Below are 16,810 nucleotides of genomic sequence, written 5' to 3'. Positions count from 1 at the left end.
TATTTATGGAAAAATACGTTAGAATCAGAAAGTGACTTACAACTTTCATTTTTTTTAGAAACGGAGTGTCCTATTAATGAAAAAGCTAGGTGCATTATTTTTATCCATTTTCATGGTTATGTCTGTCTTTACCACTGCCCATGCGGCTGAAAAGCCTGTCGGTGTGTGGATTGATGGAACAGAAGTAAAGTTAGGCAATTCTAACCCTGTTGTAGAAAAAGGAACTACCTTGGTTCCTATGCGTCCACTTCTAGAGAAGCTTAATGTAAATATGAATTGGAATAAAAAGACCCAAACCGTAACGGGGACCAAAAATGGACTAGCTCTCTCACTGACTATCGGCAGCACCACAGCAACGGTAAACGGGGAGAAGAAAAAACTAGAGGTGGCTCCTAAAACCATCAACAATGTCACCTATGTTCCTGTCCGCTTTATCGGTGAAACGATCGGCTATAAGGTAGAATGGAATGCGGCGCAGCGCACCATCACCTTTGTAGCTAATAACGAGGCTGCAGGGAGTACCGGATTCTTATGGAAAGTGGAGAACAACGGTAATACCGTCTATCTACTTGGCTCTATCCATGTGGCTAACGACAAAATGTACCCGCTACGCCCAGAAATTGAAGCTGCTTTTGAAGCGTCTCAGTATCTTGGGGTCGAGGTTGACTTAACCAAGGTTGATCAAACGGAGATGCAAAAGTTCCTTACGGAGAAAGGTTCTTATACAGATGGGACCAAGCTCAAGGATCACGTATCCGCTGATACCTATAACAAAGTTGTTGCGCTTCTGAAAGCGAATGGTCTTGCAGGAAATGCATTCGATTCCTATAAGCCATGGGTCGTTACTCAAGGTATCTCAAGCCTACAAATGCAAACAACAGATTATACACCGGATACAGGTATCGACCTATATTTCACACAGAAGGCAGGCAAATTGAATAAACCTATCATTGAATTGGAAAATATGCAATTGCAGCTGAACATGTTCAATCAATTCTCAGATGGATTGCAAGAAAAGCTTCTCCTTGATACACTCGATAGCCTCAAGCAAACGGACAATGCTGCAGCAACGGCTTCGCTGGATGCATTATCCCAAATGTGGATGCAGGGGGATGAACAATCCCTCGTAGCTATGACACAAGCGGTCGCTAAGGAGCCAGAATACTATAAGGGTCTTGTTTCGGATCGGAATGCCAACATGGCGAAGCATATAAAAGAGTATTTGAATAGTGATAAAAAAGCGACTTATCTTGTCGTTGTTGGTGCACTACACATGCTGGGTGATGATGGCATTGTGACTCAATTGCAAAAAGACGGCTTTAACGTCGTCAAACAATAAATACTAGTGTCAAAATAAATACTAGTGTCAAAATAAATAAGGCTGTCTCTTAGTCATCTACAATGACTTTGAGGCAGCCTTTTATTTTTACTTTTTTAGCTCAATCTAAAAATAGTAGTAAATTGACGTGAAGACAGAGCGGAGGGGTGGAGGGATTCTGGAGAAACGCCAGTGTTCGCCTTTAAAGACCCATTTCAACTGCTAATCTTTCTACCACTTGATTAACTGATCCACCTTCACCGGAAGTCCAGTAGCGATCGAACGATTAGCTGCAATCCCGGTCATAATAGACAACGCCCCATCCACATGGGAAGCTGCACGATTAAACCGATCCTCCACAGGTCGTTCAAAAATATCACGGAGCATGACCGGATCTCCACCCCCATGTCCCCCAACGCCTTCTTCAATTTCAACTTCATAAGGCGGCGCAAAATGAGGGAATACAGTGATTTGCTTGTCCTTTAGTGCCCCTTCATCTTCTTTCTTCCCCCCGGCGTTTACATAGGACTGTTCAACAACCTTAACTTCCATCCGCCCCTTCGTCCCATTAAATACTACAATGAAGCCTTCCCAAGGCAAATAAGCATTAAGTGAATAGTTCATAATCGTCTTGTTTTTGTATTTGACCATGACTGCCATCGTATCCTCAATGCTGATATTATCACCGAATACACTTTGATCTCGCAGGTACCCATCTTCATGCTCGGCATCCAGATACATTTGCTTAAGCTGCTCGTTGTCTTTTAGATGAAGCGCAAAGGGATCATTTTCCGCTGCACTACTACCATGGGCACGCTGATAAAACTCTGTCACCCCGCGCTTCTCCGCATTCTCTCTGCCATAGAACCTTAAATCTCCCATGGCATAGACCGTATCCGGACGAGAGCCCAACCAGAAATTCATCAAATCGAAATGATGTGTTGATTTATGAACCAACAGCCCTCCGCTGTTCCGTTTATCCCGATGCCATCTGCGGAAGTAATCCGCCCCATGCTGTGTATTTAGCAGCCACTCAAAATTAACGGATAACACTTCTCCAATCGCCCCATCCATGATCAATTCACGGATTTTGGTATTGTGCGGGGCATAGCGGTAATTGAACGTAACACGCAGTTTTTTCCCCGTCCGCTCAATCGCTTCAAGAATTTCCTGACATTTCTCTTCATCTACCGTCATTGGTTTCTCCGAAATCACATCACAGCCAAGCTCCATCGCCCGGATAATATAATGGTGATGTGTGCGGTCAATACTCGTAACGATAACTACATCCGGCTTAGTCTCTTCAATCATACGATCAAACTCATGTGCTTTATAAGTAGGAACCGCATGATACTGATATTTCCCTTTCAGTAATCGATTCGCATAATCCATTCTTGCCCCATTCACATCGCAAAAGCCTACAATTTCTGAAGTTTCACGATAATTCGTAGTTATCTCACCATAGAAGAACTCCGCTCGGCCACCGGTACCTACGAATACATATTTCTTATTCGACACAAGGATCACTCCATCGCTATTGATTTTGATGCCGTTTCTTCTTATAGTTTATAGTATAAAATACATTCAAATCTAAGCGATTATTAGCAAAAATAGCGAAAACTTTGCATATATTAGCTTCATTATCTGAAAGGGGCAAATCTACAATGGAACAGGAGCTAGAACCTCCATTTATCATTGAACAAATCAAAAGAGCCGGCCCATTCAGCATGGATTCCGACCATTATCACGATACATATGAAATTTATTATTTACTCGCAGGTGAGCGCAGCTATTATATCAACAATCTGATTTATACCTTACGCAAAGGTGATCTGATATTTATTAACAAAAATGAACTCCATCGCACCACTTCTAAGGGCTCAGTACGCCATGAGCGAATATTGATTAACTTTGAGGAGGACTTTCTGCAAAAAACGTTGGCGAACTACGACCTAAATATTCCTTTTTTAACTACACAAAGCTTACTTCTGCGTCCCGGAGTACATGAACAAGGAGCCATCGAATCTATCCTCTTCTCCATGCTAAAAGAACAGGAAGAACATCGATCACAGCAAATCCCCTATCTTCAGACACTTCTCATCCAGTTATTTATTGAAATGAACAGAGTACAAGAAATAAGCCGCGAGCCCATCGCTCCTGAGAGCAGTGAGAAGCAGCTTAAAGTCTACGAAATGATCGATTATTTACAGGCACATTATGTTGAAAAGCTTACATTAGAGCAGCTATCCGAAACTTTTTTCATCAGCAGTACCTATCTTTGCCGTTTATTCAAACAGACCACTGGCTTCACCATTGTTGAATATCTAAACTACATTCGGATCAAGGAAGCCCAACGACTCTTGCAGAGCACTAACACTAAAGTCACTGCCATTGCAGAGAATACAGGCTTTGACAGCATCGCCCACTTTGGGCGGGTATTTAAGCAAATCGCGAAATGCTCACCTCTGCAATACCGCAAGCAGAATCGCTGATCATCAGGCCTTGATTACACCTTTTTTGATAATAATATTTCCATAAAGTGCTTCTTCACCTGTGACTACAACAGCATAACTTTGCTTAGAACGATTGTAGAAATCAAACCGCTCCTCATATTTAATCGTCGCTTCAGCGTCATGTTTGGCGATTATCGACTCGTACGTGGACCAGATCACCGGCACCGTAGGATCTCCCTCAACCACAGTCATAAACGCCACCTGATGTTCCACATAATGATCAAGGGGCAGCAGTTCCAATATTGCATCCAAAAGATCAGGTATCCCAATACCATCATATCTTAGTACTTTTGAGTTTAAGGAGTGTCCTGGATAATTAGCATCTGCCAGTACAAGCTCATCACCATGACCCATTTCCATCATCACACGTACCAGTTCCGGAGATAGTAGCTTAGGAATTTTTTTCAACATCCAAGCACCTCATTACTTCCCATAAAAAGATCTCAAAGCAACCAGCTCATCAATCCGATGCTGTGGCAGCTCTCTCTCCCCATCAATCATACGTGTAATAAAGGTAATCTTGGCTGTATATTCGAGTCTCTCCATATTCAGATAAGCCTCCATAACATCCGTTCCCCAAGTAAGTGCTCCGTGATTTTCGAGCAGGACTGCTGTTTTTTTGCCAAGAAAAGGCATCAGTGAGTCCGGGATTTCTTCTGTTGAAGGTGTTCCGTATTCCGCCAAAGGAATATCCCCGATCATGATAACCGACTCTGGCATCATCATTTTATCGAGCGCCTCACCTTTAATGGCAAAAGCGGTAGCATACGGGGGATGTGCATGAACCACTCCATTCATCTCAGGTAGCTCATTATAAATTCTCAAATGCATTTTGGTTTCCGTTGAAGGTCTGTATCCTTCCGCCGCTTCAAGAACTTCACCTTGCAAGTTTACTTTTACAATCATATGTGGCTCTAAATATCCCTTGCTTACCGCTCTGGGGGTAGTGAGAATTTCATTCTCTGATAACCGTGCTGAAATATTCCCATCATTTGCGGCAATGAAATCTTTATTAAACAAATTCCTGCCAATATCACAAATCTGCGAACGTAGTTTTTGTTCCAAGTTATCCATAAGTTCTCTCCTCGTATCCTATTTTTTAGAGTTTTTCACCAAAGAAGGCTGGTATGTCTTAAAGGTAAAAGATCGTGCCACGAACTCTTTCGCCTTAGAAACTTCCAATTTCCCCAGGGCAGCCAGCTGGACAATGATATTGCCAATTCCGCTGGCCTCCACTGGCCCTGCAACGACTTCTCTACCCGTAGCATCAGCGGTGAGCTGGCATAATAGCTCATTTTGAATCCCACCGCCAACCATATGAATGATAGTGATTGTCTTGCCGGTGATCTCTTCCATTTCTTCAATCGTTCTACAGTATGATTGCGCAAGGCTCTCAAGGATAACGCGTATAAACTCAGCTTTCGTATTAGGCGGCTGTTGCCCCGTTCGCTCACAATATTCCTGAATCCGCTGCATCATCACACCAGGTGTGCTGAAAAGCTGGTCATTCGGGTCAATGATCGCTGGCGCCCCATTAATCGTTTGGGCTAATTCAACCATTTCACTTTGACTAAAATTCTCTCCTGCTTTCGCCCAATTCCTCTGGAGCTCCTGTAGAATCCATAGTCCCGTTGTGTTTTTTAGCAAACGATTAGAATTGCCGTAGCAACGTTCATTTGTGAAACCATATTCATAGCTTTTCTCTGAAATGACCGGCTCAGGCGTCTCCATACCAACCAACGACCACGTACCACAGCTTAAAAATGCTGCTTCATCCTTACGAATATAAGGGATTGAAGCTACTGCTGAAGCCGTGTCATGTGAAGCGCCGGCTATCACTTTCATCGGGCCTATATTAAGCTCCTCTTGAATAATCGGCAGGATAGATCCAATAACTGTTCCCGCATGAACCTGTTGTGGAACTAGACTACTCGGAATCCCAAGTCTGTTAAATAATTCAGAGGAGAGCTCTCCCGTTACAGCATCCACTAAGCCGCTTGTACTCCAGATCGTGCTTTCTGCTGCTTTTATACCAGAAAACAGGTAATGAAATAGATCTGGCATCATTAAAATCGTATCCGCGGTCTCCATAAGAGAATCATTATCCTGAAAATCAGAGAACAGCTGATAAAGTGTATTAATGACACTTGGCTGAAGACCGGTCATACGGAATTGCTCTGCAGGTGACAGTAGCGCTTCCAATTTAAGAAGGTGAGCCTCCATCCTCCGATCCCTGTAATGATGGGGGGAATAGAGCATCATTCCTTTTTTATCAATAAACCCGTAGTCGACTCCCCATGTATCCACACTTAAGGACGTCAGTTCTCCATGTTGCCTAAAGGCTTTTTGAACCCCTTGCTTCATTTCATGGAAGAGCCTTAGAGTATCCCAATATAAATGCCCGTTGACCTGTACCGGCGTATTCTCAAACCGATGAATTTCTTCCATTTGCAGCTTATCGCCATCATATATCCCCAGCATAACTCTTCCGGAACTGGCGCCGAGATCTATGGCTAGAAGCTTAATCGTATCACCCATTGTTCACCACACCTGCTTCACAGGAAGATTTTAATAGAGGGGTCCAAAGTTCTGACATGCTCTGTAATCTGCTCCCTCCAGATCTTCGGTACCAAATAACGACCATACCCGAGGTCTAAAAATACGTGATTCCTCAACGTTATGCATGCTGACCGGAATGCGCAGAATAGACGCCAGCGTAATCAAATCTGCCCCAATATGCCCATAACTGATCGCTCCATGATTTGCGCCCCAATTATTCATGACATCATACACTGATTGGAAAGAACCACTATTGGTTAACTTAGGTGCAAACCAGGTTGTTGGCCAAGTCGGATCTGTTCTTTGATCCAGTGTATGGTGAACATCTTCAGGCAGCTCAACCGTGTGCCCCTCTACAAGCTGAAGAACAGGTCCAAGCCCTTTAACCAAGTTCATCCGTGCCATAGTAACTGGCATCCCGCCTTTAGTTAAATAATCCGTAGAGAAGCCGCCCCCACGGAAATATTCTTGAGAAGCCGGGCGGAATTGGGTATGGCTCAAACAAGCTTCTACCTCATCCTCCGAAATTTCCCAAAAAGGTTTAATCGCAGGTTTACCGTCTATCGTCTGCTCGCCCGTCCCATCCAGAGCAGCCGAACCAGAGTTGATCAAGTGTAGTATTCCGTGTGCTGCTTCACCTTCCAATTGATGACCCGTTACTCGCTTAACAGCATCTGGACTCCAAAAGGTTCGGACATCCGCAAATATTTGTGCAGTATTCGTAAGCAAATAATTGAACAGCATCGTTACTCCGTTCAGGCTATCATTCTCTGTCGCTACGATATAAGGTGTACGTTTGCCGTTCCAGTCAAAAGAGGAGTTCATTATCGTCTCCATGAAATCTCCGTTAGGAAAATGATCCGTCCATTGGCGCTGCCCTTGGAACCCACCCACAATCGCATTATGACCATTGGCCTCTTCCTCAAAGCCCAGCTCAGCGAGAACAGGATTGCCGATCATCAAATCACGGGCGATCAAGGTCATTTTCACACAAGTCTCCCACTGCTTCTCTTTCTCATCATCACTTATTTGCAGATGCTTCGGATTATTATCGGCACCAACTTGGCAGTTTTCTTTGGTCCACGCGAGTGCTCGCTCATATTCCTCTTTATCATAAATCTCCTCTTCAAAGCGGCGTACATATTCTGACATATCTATATATTCATTACGCATTCCCAGATACTCTTGGAAGAACTGTTCATTCACAATCGATCCAGCAATCCCCATCGAAACAGAACCCATTGATAAATAGGATTTACCTCTCATTTGAGCGACAGCCAACCCAGCTTTGGCGAACTGCAGCAATTTAGTCTGCACATCCGCTGGAATCTCCTCACTGCTAGACTCCTGAACATCCTCACCATAGATACCAAACGCCGGAATTCCTTTTTGTGCATAAGCAGAGAGAACAGCAGCTAGATATACCGCACCTGGGCGTTCCGTTCCGTTAAATCCCCAAACCGCATGTGGGATTGAGGCATCCATATCCATCGTTTCAGAACCATAACACCAGCAAGGGGTCACAGTAATCGATACGCCAACATTAGCCCCAGCAAATTTCTGAGCCGCAGCAGCAGCTTCTTTAACACCACCAATCGTAGAATCGGCAATGATGCACTCTACGGGGCGGCCATCCGGATAAAATAAGTTCTCTTCAATAAACTTAGCTACCCGCTGAGCCATACCCATGGTTTGAGCTTCTAACGATTCGCGCACCCCTCTTCTTCTGCCATCAATGGTCGGGCGGATGCCAATTTTCGGATAGTTTTCTATCACTGCTGTTCCTCCTCAAGATCATCTTAGTATCATCGGTAATGGACCTATTTCTCCTTCATCATAAAATATGGAAACGCTTTAGTCAACATAAAACAACATATTTATAGATAAATTATGTGGTTTTATGTGGTATTGATACTATTATACTGTGGTATTATGTGAATATGAGGTTATTTTTTTGATTTATACAACAATGTAGTAAACTAGGAAGTAGATGATGATTGAGGTGAGTGAACGGATGAAAGCATTTGAACGGCGGGATCTAATCATTAATGAGCTGTATAGACAAAAGAAAGTCCATGTCGCTCAGCTGGCGCAAAAATTCAATGTCTCGGAAGAGACCATTCGGCGGGATCTGGATAAATTGGACAAGGAAGGACTTGCCAAGAAAAATTATGGCGGTGCAATCCTTAATGCCCACACGAATGAGGACCCTCCCTATGTGAGTAGACATCAGGTAAATATAGAGGCCAAACGTACGATAGCTGATCATGTTCTCCAATTAATTAATGATGGGGACAGTTTGGTGACGGATACGAGTTCAACAGTTTTTGAGGCTTTACGGAGAATTATAGAGGAGAAAAACAATCTTACGATTATTACGAATTCTTTGGTTGTATTATCCGAATTTCAACATTCTGGGCAAAAGCTAATTTCCACTGGTGGAATACTAGGCCCCGAGACTAGCTCCTTCGTTGGACATACCGCCTCACAGACTATTCAAAAATATAATGTGGACGTAGCCATATTCAGCTGTAAAGCGTTGTCTATGACTGGTGGGCTCAGCGATTCGAATGAAGAAGAAAGTGAACTAAAGATTCTGATGCAACAGCAGGCGAATAAAGTAGTTTTGCTCGCAGATCACTCTAAGTTCGATAGGACTGCGTTCATTAAATTATTTAGTTTCGATCGAGTGGATTATATCGTTACAGACGAGAAGCCTTCTGAGGAATGGATCGAGTTTCTGAATAACTATCATATATCTCTTATCTATGCACCCGCTGAGTAATCAGTAGGTGCATAAATAAAGATAAGGGGGAATCTTTATTTCACTAGTCGTTTAAAAGACCGCTTTTCTCTACGATCTTCAGCCATTCCCCAGCAATAAGATCATGCCCAGCCGCTGTCGGGTGAACGCCGTCCCACAGCCAGTAGGCTGCATCTATTCTACGAGTACCTGCATCAAATGCTTCCTGTAAAGGAACAAACACAGCATTAAATTCCTCTGCAAGCTGCTTAACAACACCCTGATAATGAGTAATCCGCTCTTTCCATTCGTCCCATTGTTCTGCCGGAGCTCCGGTATTTAGAATAAAAGGCTCACACAAGACCAGCTTCGTTTGCGGAAGTACTTCCCCAGTTTCTTCAAGCACATGACGGTACGCACGTTCAAAGCGGTCCGTTATACCACTTGGTTCCCCTTTCATTGTTCTCCAAAGATCATTTACACCAATTAAAATACTGATGATATTCGGCTGAAGGTAAATCGCATCCTCATTCCAGCGTGCATATAAATCGGAGATCCGATCCCCACTAATTCCACGGTTATAGAACACGAGATTCTGCTCAGCCCGTTCGTTGCCTAGCTTGCCGCCAATGATATATGCATAGCTATGTCCTAGAATATGATTGGGATCTTCATCACGACCACGGTTTCCATCCGTAATAGAATCACCCTGAAACAAAATCACTTTTTTAGCTTTAGAAGTTGGAATAGTCATTACTACGATTCATCTCCTTGATCTCGTCTTTTACATGAAACATTCAAGTTGAATGTTCCATAGGATACAAGTAAAGTTAACATATACAACTCAAGGAGGGAAGAAAATAATGAAATACAGAAGACTAGGCAATTCAGGACTAAAAATCAGTGAAATCGGCTTAGGTAGCTGGCTTACATATGGAACAGCAGCAGAGCAAAAGGCAGCAGACGCCTGCATCAGCAAAGCTTTTGAATGCGGTATCAATTTCTTTGATACTGCTAATGCTTATAACCGTGGTGAAGGCGAAAAAGCAATGGGCGCTGCTCTTCGTGCTTATGAAAGATCATCTTATGTGCTGAGTACAAAGGTATTCTTCCCCATGGGGGATGATGTGAATAATCGTGGTTTATCACGTAAGCACATCATGGAGCAATGCGAAGCTAGCCTTCGCCGTTTAGGAACCGATTATATTGATGTTTATTTTTGTCATCGCTTTGACAGAGAGACGCCTGTGGAGGAAACTTTACGCGCGCTGGACGACCTAACTGCACAAGGTAAGATTCTGTATTCGGCAGTGAGCGAATGGAGCGCAGCTCAAATTTCTGACGCCACCGGCATTTCGCGCAGACTAAATCTGCGTCCGCTTATTTCCAATCAGCCTATCTATAACATGTTCGAACGTTACATTGAAGATGAGGTACTTGAGGTATGTCAGCGTGAGGGCCTCGGACAAGTGGTCTTTTCCCCACTCGCTCAAGGTATTCTGACAGGTAAATACAAACCTGGACAACAGCCTCCGGCAGGAACCCGCGCAGCTGATGATTCGGTAAATGGCGTCATTCGCAGCTACTTCCGCGATGATGTACTGACTGTTGTCGGACAGCTGGATGAACTAGCTAACAGTCTTGATTTGAAGCTGTCGCAACTAGCGTTAGCTTGGACCCTACGGCAACCTGGTGTAAGTTCTGCAATTATTGGGGCCAGTAAGCCAGCGCAGGTGGAAGAGAACGCCCAAGCTGTTGATGCCGTTCTATCTCTAGATACTTTGGAGAGAATTGAAGAGATTCTAAAGCCAGTAGCCGATTTCGCTCCAGCGAGATAATCTAAAAGAGGTTGTACCAAAAGCCACAGCAATTGGCTTAGGTACAACCTCTTTTTTTCTTAAGAAATCAATTTGGATTCTTCGGCTTGTTCAGCCGCCTTTTCGATATAACGCTCCAGCGGCTTTTTGAGCGTTAGCGCCAGTAAGAGTGCTATTACACCGAATAGGATCAAATAAAGACAATCGCGAATCGCCACTTCCGGCAGAATCCCCCCTACCGCCTCCCGCATCAAACTAATCGCATAAGTAAATGGCATAAACGGATTCAACATTTGAAAAAAATGGCCTGTTGTACTGATTGGAAACGTACCACCAGAGCTTGAGAATTGAAGCACCATGAATACGATTGCTATCCCCTTCCCAACATTGCCGAATACGGAGACAAGTGTAAATACAATCGTCACGAATACGATACTAATTAATACTGCAAAAAGGACAAACCACACCTTGTCCACCACATAACATTTCAGAATAAAGATATTACCAAGTACAGCCACCAACGCTTGCAGAATCCCAACCGTAAGAAACGTCAGCAAACGTCCAAAATACAATTGATACCGCTTGTACACAATTCCCTCAGTGTCCACTCCCGTACGGAGAAGTGAGATTAGGAGTGTGCCACCTACCCATAAGGAAAGTACAACATAAAAAGGAGTCATAGCCGAACCATAATTCGGAATAGGATATAACTTATTCTCTTTTAATACTACCGGATTGGCTAAAAAATCACTTTTGCTCTTAATATCCCCTCCGAGCAGCTCAGCAATCTCACCCAGATCCACCTCATCTTTGATCTGACGGATGGTAGCTGCCGCTTTACGAATCGAATCTTCCAGTATCGGAAGATCATTTCGCACCATATCCGCTGCGACCGCTACTCCCTTATCCGCACGGGGGAGACCTGTACGTATCAGATCAGAAATCTGGTGCACCCGTTCCTCGACAGCCGGCAGATCCTGACGGACGAAATTTGCAGCTTGTTGTATTTTTTCTCCTGCAACAGGCAAGCTGCTCTGAATTAGCGGAAGTGTATCACGAACAAAAGTACCAAAGCTCTGTGTCTTATCTGCGACACCGCTAGCTGCTGTATGTACCGCTTCACGAATAGCTGGTAAGTCTTGCTGTAGACTAGCCAAGCTTGATTGTCCGAACTCAATCGCTGCCATAGTCTCCTCAAGAAGGGTACCCAGCGCCGATAGACGATCCGGAACTTGATCCAGGGCAGTGGCTGTAGTCTCAGCAGCAGTGGATATTTGCTCTAATGTATTTTTTATAGCAGGGATAGTTGCCGCTTCATATTCGGAAATAAGCTTCGAAATGGCTACGTTCCCTTCGCCAGATTTAAGACCCAATTGCTTAACATTACTCGGATCAGGCTGACCCTCATTTTGTAGATCCGTCGCCAGTGAGTTTACCAAAGAAGTCTGTCTGCTTAAGGCATTGTTTACAGCCTTCAAGGTGCCAATCTCAGCATTAGTTACTGTTCCTGGTGAGAATGTATTCAGTGCCGATAACAAAGAAAGCGTATGATCCATCACGTTACTTCCCGACACCAGCTGAGCGGAAACTGACTCAAGTTGCTCGCGTACCGCTTGCGGGTCAAGATCTTCTCCCTGCAGCAGTTCAGCAAGCTGAACTACTGCGTCCTCCGTATTTTGCAGCAGGTATATATTTTGTTTGAGGGCGGCAGGTACCGCTTCAAATGCAGCATTACTCTTCTCTAAGAACTGTTGAAGCTCTAGAACAAAATCATTTCCAGCAGTTACAATTTTGTCGGCCTTAGGTAGCGCAGTTAGGGCAGTGTTAACAACTTTATTTGCTTCCGCAAGACCTTCCGACGCCTTGTCCATGATTTGTTCAACTTCACCAAAATGATTATCAAGTTGAACGATTAGCTGTGCTGCTTGTTCAATTTTGGGTAGCTTATCCTGCAGCTCCCCTAAATGATCTGCAACATTGGCAATTTGAGGCCAATGTTCAGCTATTTTTTCTAAAGCCAATCCCGCCTTTTCCACCTCAGGCAGCTTATTCTCCAGCTTAGAGATGCGCGTTGCCGATGCATGAATTTGCGGCCATTGCTCCTCAATTTTCAATACATGTTGCCCTGCCGTTTCAATCTCGGGGAGACTTGCCTCTAACTTAAACAACCCTTTTTCAACCTTGCGTATAATAGGCAATTCAGATTGGAATTTTGAATCAATTTGCTTTAAAGCCGTAAATACGGTTTCGCTAATGGTTTCCGTAAAATTCTCACTGATCTGTGTTGTAATTGAAGAGGCACCTTTATCTGTGATTTTAGGGGCAATCGCATTTATCTTCTCATTGACGGTATATTCAATCTCTGGTTTCACGATCCTGCCTTCGAGGATTCCTGTCATTCTTTTGGAGAAATCAGCAGGGATAACAATACTAGCATAATAATCTCCACGCTTCACACCGTTGTGTGCAGCTTCTGCATCTACGAAGGTCCAGCCTAAGCTTTTATTATTCCGAAGACTTTCCATGACATCATTGCCGATATTGAAGCTCTTATCCTTCACAGTGGTCCCTTCATCCAAACTGGTTACAGCAATCTTAATGCCAGAGGTATTACTGTAGGGATCCCACACCGCCGCAACGTTAAACCAATCATACACAGAAGGTAACACCACCAAAGCAGCGATCAGGAACACGGCCACAGGAACCTTAAATACGTTGCGCCAGTCGTTCCTATAAATCCGTAGTATTCCACCCATTCGTTGCTCCCCCTAATCTGTATGTTTTGACATTTTAATATGCCCGAGGAGACAAACTTTTACTATCATTTTTAGTGGATTCATGACCGGCATCGTTTTTCAGAAATATTTTTTTTAAAATTGCAACAAAACCTGCTCGTTTAACGTAATAGAAGTATATAGCCCGTTTAGGAAAAAACGTAGCGGGTAATAAGATATATACAACCTTTTTACATATCTCAAGGGGGAGATTTCTAATGTTTAAGAAAAAGTCAGCGTATGTGTTACCGGTTGTTGTTCTATTGTTTCTTTCCCTAATTACTACTGCTAGTACCGTTGGAACACGAGTAGATGCGCAAGATAGTGGCAAGACTCAGCAACAGACGGTATATATCCATACTATTCAATCCGAGAATGGCAAGCTTTCCATTACAGCCGATGAAATAAACTGGTATCAGGGTGCTGATGCTGACCGAGTCTTTGCTGAAAGAGACCCAGAAGGTGCAGCAGAAATTGGCGGGGCTCCAGACGGATATTATGTTGTTAATGATGTTGATACACTGACAACCTATCCGATCGCGGATAACGCAAAAGTCACCATGCAGATCTTTGATCACACTGGTAACATTGAGGACTTAGACATTCAGTGGAACGAAGCTATCACCTTACAGCAATTTATCGATCAATTTAATAAAACGGATATTTTCGATCTAAGCCAGTTCCCTTATCACCTTACGATTCAGGACGGCGTAATCACTTCCATCGTGCAACAATATATACCTTAAGCAGCAACACGTAACATATGAAAAAGAGGGTTACCCAGCGGCCATTTACGTGGCTAATGGGTAACCCTCTTTTTTTGCAAAATGGACTATTTTTATTGCGCATCCCTAACAGGAACTCCAAAATTCGGCGTGCCATCTTCATTCCAATGGAAGATCTGAGCACGAGTATGACGGTTTGGATCATAAAGAGGATCGCCAGTAATTTCTTTATAATTGCGGCAGTGGTAGATGAGCACATCTTCCCCATTTTCATTGACAGTGAAGCTATTATGGCCTGGACCGAATTGTCCATTTTCTTCATTCGTTTGGAATAAAGGATTTGGTAGTTTAGTCCATGAAGCTGCCTCCAGAAGTTCGCTGTCTTCATCCGCTACTAATAGTCCCATGCAATAATTGAAGTCTGTAGCACTCGCCGAAAAGCTGATAAAGATACGACCATTTCGTTTCAGTACTGCTGCGCCTTCGTTTACTTTGTACCCTATAATTTCCCAGTCATGCTCTGGAGTAGCAATCATAGTCTGAGGACCTGTAAGTGTCCACGGGTTGCTCATTTCAGAAATATACAGATTAGAATTACCCTCAATATTCAGGTCCTTCTGAGCCCATACGTAGTACAGTTTTCCTTTATGCTGAAACGTTGTCGCATCCAAAGCGAACGATTCCCAAGCAGTCTTCACTTGACCTTTTTCTACCCATGTTCCTTCTAAGGGATTAGCAGATGCATTCTCGAGCGCAAACATACGGTGATCGAACAAACCATCCGTCGTCTCCGTAGTCCGTGCTGCAGCAAAGTAAATGTACCATTTTCCGTCTATGTAATGAATTTCCGGCGCCCAAATGTTAGCACTAAGCGGCCCCGTCTCATACTTGCGCCATGCTACAACTGGTTCTGCAGTAGTTAATCCTTCGATGGTTGTCGATCTTCTTACTTCGATCCGGTCGTATTCTGGAACAGAAGCTGTGAAATAATAATATCCATCCGTATGTTTATATACCCATGGATCAGCACGTTGCTCCACCAATGGGTTGTTGTACTCTCTACTCGTATCCATAATCTCTCTCCTCTATTAAAGCTTTAACAATGCAGAACCATGCGGTGGAAGAACCTGCGTAACCCCTTCATTAGTAACTTCCAGGTCATGGCTTTGCCACAGATTACGTATCGTTTTTGGAACTGAAACATTTAGCTTTTGGAACGATACCTGAAGTGTCGACTCTTTGTCACTGAGATTAAACAACGCTACATAGTGGTTACCCTGTTCATCCTCAGAAGTCCAGATTGCATACTCTTCGTTCCGCTCTACTTGTCTACCACCCTTACCAAAATGATGCAGGTGAAGCACTTCCCTATTGGTTAACAAAGATAATGTCCACTCATCATTGTCTCTAAGCTCTCCCCCGAACATTAAAGGCGAACGGAAAATAGTCCAGAGCGTCATCATGGTAACCTGTTCGTCAGGAGTAAACCTTGTAAATCGGTCTCCCCCGCCATCAACGGAACGAATCCCAAGATGACCTAGCGGCAGCATATCACAGTCTGACCAATGGCCAGGCTGAACGTAAGGAGCCCATTTTTCGCAGCGCTCGAACATTCCACGCAGCAAATGCCAATGATCCCAATAATCGTCGGTCATTCTCCACAGGTTAGCATGTTCAGCTAAGTGTTCAGCCTCTTCTACCGGAGCAGGTCCAGGTGAAAGACTAAGCACCATTTCACGACCACAGCGGTCGATAGCCTTACGGATCATGGCAACTTCGTCTTTGTGGTATCCATAAATACGTGAAGCGGCAATATCATCCACCTTCACATAATCTACACCCCAACTGGCATACAGCTGGAAGAGAGAATCATAGTAAGCCTGACTGCCTTCTTTAGAAGCATCTACTCCATACATATCTGTATTCCACGGACATATAGAATTGGGATGTGCGATATCACGTGCGGTTTGCTCAGATTCTAGAATGGAACTTGCCGCATGAACGGCCTGTCGAGGGATTCCACGCATAATATGGATGCCGAATTTCAACCCTAATCCATGCACATATTCAGCGAGTGGGGCAAATCCTTTGCCTCCCTTTGCGGAAGGAAAACGATTTTCTGCCGGTTGAAGTCTGGAATACTCGTCCATGACCAACGGTACAAAGTTACGATATTGCGAAGAGTTCGCTCCAGGCTCATACCACTGAATATCCACAACAACATATTCCCAGCCAAATTCCTTCAAATGAGCAGCCATATATTCGGCGTTGCCTCTTACCTCTTCTTCATTAACACTAGCTCCGTAACAGTCCCAGCTATTCCAGCCCATCGGGGGCGTTGCAGCTAACATAATGATTTTC

Annotated in this window: 14 protein-coding genes; 5 read left to right on the top strand and 9 right to left on the bottom strand. The window is 43.9% G+C overall.

Annotation, left to right across the window (positions count from 1 at the left end; translation table 11 throughout):
• Positions 1–76: 76 nt before the first annotated feature.
• The gene (locus NST34_RS07615; RefSeq protein WP_341127502.1) at positions 77–1,339 is read left to right on the top strand and encodes a TraB/GumN family protein; all 1,263 of its coding nucleotides are present in this window, start codon (positions 77–79) and stop codon (positions 1,337–1,339) included.
• A gap of 210 nt (positions 1,340–1,549) precedes the next feature.
• Here NST34_RS07615 and NST34_RS07610 read toward each other — a convergent pair whose 3' ends face one another.
• On the bottom strand, positions 1,550–2,836 hold the full coding sequence (locus NST34_RS07610) for a Gfo/Idh/MocA family protein (protein ID WP_076284303.1): 1,287 nt from the start codon (positions 2,834–2,836) through the stop codon (positions 1,550–1,552).
• A 146-nt stretch (positions 2,837–2,982) separates the two neighbouring features.
• On the opposite strand from NST34_RS07610, the gene NST34_RS07605 reads away from it, so the two are divergent.
• Positions 2,983–3,810: a helix-turn-helix transcriptional regulator gene (locus NST34_RS07605; protein ID WP_341127501.1), complete on the top strand. Its 828-nt coding sequence runs from the start codon at positions 2,983–2,985 to the stop codon at positions 3,808–3,810.
• 3 nt (positions 3,811–3,813) lie between these two features.
• On the opposite strand, the gene NST34_RS07600 is transcribed toward NST34_RS07605, so the two are convergent.
• The 4 genes from NST34_RS07600 to NST34_RS07585 are packed head-to-tail and all read right to left on the bottom strand — an operon-like array spanning position 3,814 to position 8,166.
• Positions 3,814–4,242: an RbsD/FucU family protein gene (locus NST34_RS07600; RefSeq protein WP_341127500.1), complete on the bottom strand. Its 429-nt coding sequence runs from the start codon at positions 4,240–4,242 to the stop codon at positions 3,814–3,816.
• 12 nt (positions 4,243–4,254) lie between these two features.
• Positions 4,255–4,905 (bottom strand): class II aldolase/adducin family protein, encoded by a 651-nt coding sequence (locus NST34_RS07595; protein WP_076298138.1) that lies wholly within the window; start codon positions 4,903–4,905, stop codon positions 4,255–4,257.
• An 18-nt stretch (positions 4,906–4,923) separates the two neighbouring features.
• Entirely contained in the window at positions 4,924–6,369 is a 1,446-nt protein-coding gene (locus NST34_RS07590) for a rhamnulokinase (RefSeq protein WP_341127499.1), read from the bottom strand.
• 30 nt (positions 6,370–6,399) lie between these two features.
• Positions 6,400–8,166 carry an L-fucose isomerase gene (locus NST34_RS07585; protein WP_076284307.1) on the bottom strand — a complete coding sequence of 589 codons (1,767 nt, stop codon included), beginning with the start codon at positions 8,164–8,166 and terminating at the stop codon, positions 6,400–6,402.
• Positions 8,167–8,404: 238 nt separating this feature from the next.
• Here NST34_RS07585 and NST34_RS07580 point away from each other — a divergent pair, with 238 nt between their 5' ends.
• On the top strand, positions 8,405–9,175 hold the full coding sequence (locus tag NST34_RS07580; protein WP_042193458.1) for a DeoR/GlpR family DNA-binding transcription regulator: 771 nt from the start codon (positions 8,405–8,407) through the stop codon (positions 9,173–9,175).
• Between the two features lie 43 nt (positions 9,176–9,218).
• On the opposite strand, the gene NST34_RS07575 is transcribed toward NST34_RS07580, so the two are convergent.
• Positions 9,219–9,887 carry an SGNH/GDSL hydrolase family protein gene (locus tag NST34_RS07575; RefSeq protein WP_076284308.1) on the bottom strand — a complete coding sequence of 223 codons (669 nt, stop codon included), beginning with the start codon at positions 9,885–9,887 and terminating at the stop codon, positions 9,219–9,221.
• Between the two features lie 109 nt (positions 9,888–9,996).
• On the opposite strand from NST34_RS07575, the gene NST34_RS07570 reads away from it, so the two are divergent.
• Positions 9,997–10,971: an aldo/keto reductase family protein gene (locus NST34_RS07570; RefSeq protein WP_076284309.1), complete on the top strand. Its 975-nt coding sequence runs from the start codon at positions 9,997–9,999 to the stop codon at positions 10,969–10,971.
• 59 nt (positions 10,972–11,030) lie between these two features.
• Here NST34_RS07570 and NST34_RS07565 read toward each other — a convergent pair whose 3' ends face one another.
• A complete protein-coding gene (locus NST34_RS07565; RefSeq protein ID WP_341061495.1) occupies positions 11,031–13,706 on the bottom strand; it encodes a YhgE/Pip domain-containing protein in 2,676 nt (891 codons plus the stop codon).
• A 236-nt stretch (positions 13,707–13,942) separates the two neighbouring features.
• Between NST34_RS07565 and NST34_RS07560 the strand changes: the two genes are divergently transcribed.
• Positions 13,943–14,470 carry a hypothetical protein gene (locus tag NST34_RS07560; RefSeq protein WP_339269667.1) on the top strand — a complete coding sequence of 176 codons (528 nt, stop codon included), beginning with the start codon at positions 13,943–13,945 and terminating at the stop codon, positions 14,468–14,470.
• A 92-nt stretch (positions 14,471–14,562) separates the two neighbouring features.
• Here NST34_RS07560 and NST34_RS07555 read toward each other — a convergent pair whose 3' ends face one another.
• Both NST34_RS07555 and NST34_RS07550 read right to left on the bottom strand, forming a co-directional pair.
• Positions 14,563–15,522, bottom strand: coding sequence for a glycoside hydrolase family 43 protein (locus NST34_RS07555; protein ID WP_076284311.1), 960 nt, complete (start codon positions 15,520–15,522; stop codon positions 14,563–14,565).
• 15 nt (positions 15,523–15,537) lie between these two features.
• Positions 15,538–16,800, bottom strand: coding sequence for a glycoside hydrolase family 27 protein (locus tag NST34_RS07550; protein ID WP_445667687.1), 1,263 nt, complete (start codon positions 16,798–16,800; stop codon positions 15,538–15,540).
• Positions 16,801–16,810 lie beyond the last annotated feature (10 nt).

Origin of the sequence: Paenibacillus sp. FSL H7-0714, assembly GCF_038003765.1 — a bacterium.
In the GTDB taxonomy this organism is placed as follows: Bacteria; Bacillota; Bacilli; order Paenibacillales; family Paenibacillaceae; genus Paenibacillus_AQ.
This window is presented reverse-complemented; position numbering and strand designations above follow the sequence as displayed.

Coding starts and splice junctions, on each gene's coding strand:
- NST34_RS07615 (WP_341127502.1), top strand. CDS start 77: ATGAAAAAGCTAGGTGCATTATTTTTATCCATTTTCATGGTTATGTCT.
- NST34_RS07605 (WP_341127501.1), top strand. CDS start 2,983: ATGGAACAGGAGCTAGAACCTCCATTTATCATTGAACAAATCAAAAGA.
- NST34_RS07600 (WP_341127500.1), bottom strand. CDS start 4,242: ATGTTGAAAAAAATTCCTAAGCTACTATCTCCGGAACTGGTACGTGTG.
- NST34_RS07595 (WP_076298138.1), bottom strand. CDS start 4,905: ATGGATAACTTGGAACAAAAACTACGTTCGCAGATTTGTGATATTGGC.
- NST34_RS07590 (WP_341127499.1), bottom strand. CDS start 6,369: ATGGGTGATACGATTAAGCTTCTAGCCATAGATCTCGGCGCCAGTTCC.
- NST34_RS07580 (WP_042193458.1), top strand. CDS start 8,405: ATGAAAGCATTTGAACGGCGGGATCTAATCATTAATGAGCTGTATAGA.
- NST34_RS07575 (WP_076284308.1), bottom strand. CDS start 9,887: ATGACTATTCCAACTTCTAAAGCTAAAAAAGTGATTTTGTTTCAGGGT.
- NST34_RS07570 (WP_076284309.1), top strand. CDS start 9,997: ATGAAATACAGAAGACTAGGCAATTCAGGACTAAAAATCAGTGAAATC.
- NST34_RS07565 (WP_341061495.1), bottom strand. CDS start 13,706: ATGGGTGGAATACTACGGATTTATAGGAACGACTGGCGCAACGTATTT.
- NST34_RS07560 (WP_339269667.1), top strand. CDS start 13,943: ATGTTTAAGAAAAAGTCAGCGTATGTGTTACCGGTTGTTGTTCTATTG.
- NST34_RS07555 (WP_076284311.1), bottom strand. CDS start 15,522: ATGGATACGAGTAGAGAGTACAACAACCCATTGGTGGAGCAACGTGCT.
- NST34_RS07550 (WP_445667687.1), bottom strand. CDS start 16,800: ATGTTAGCTGCAACGCCCCCGATGGGCTGGAATAGCTGGGACTGTTAC.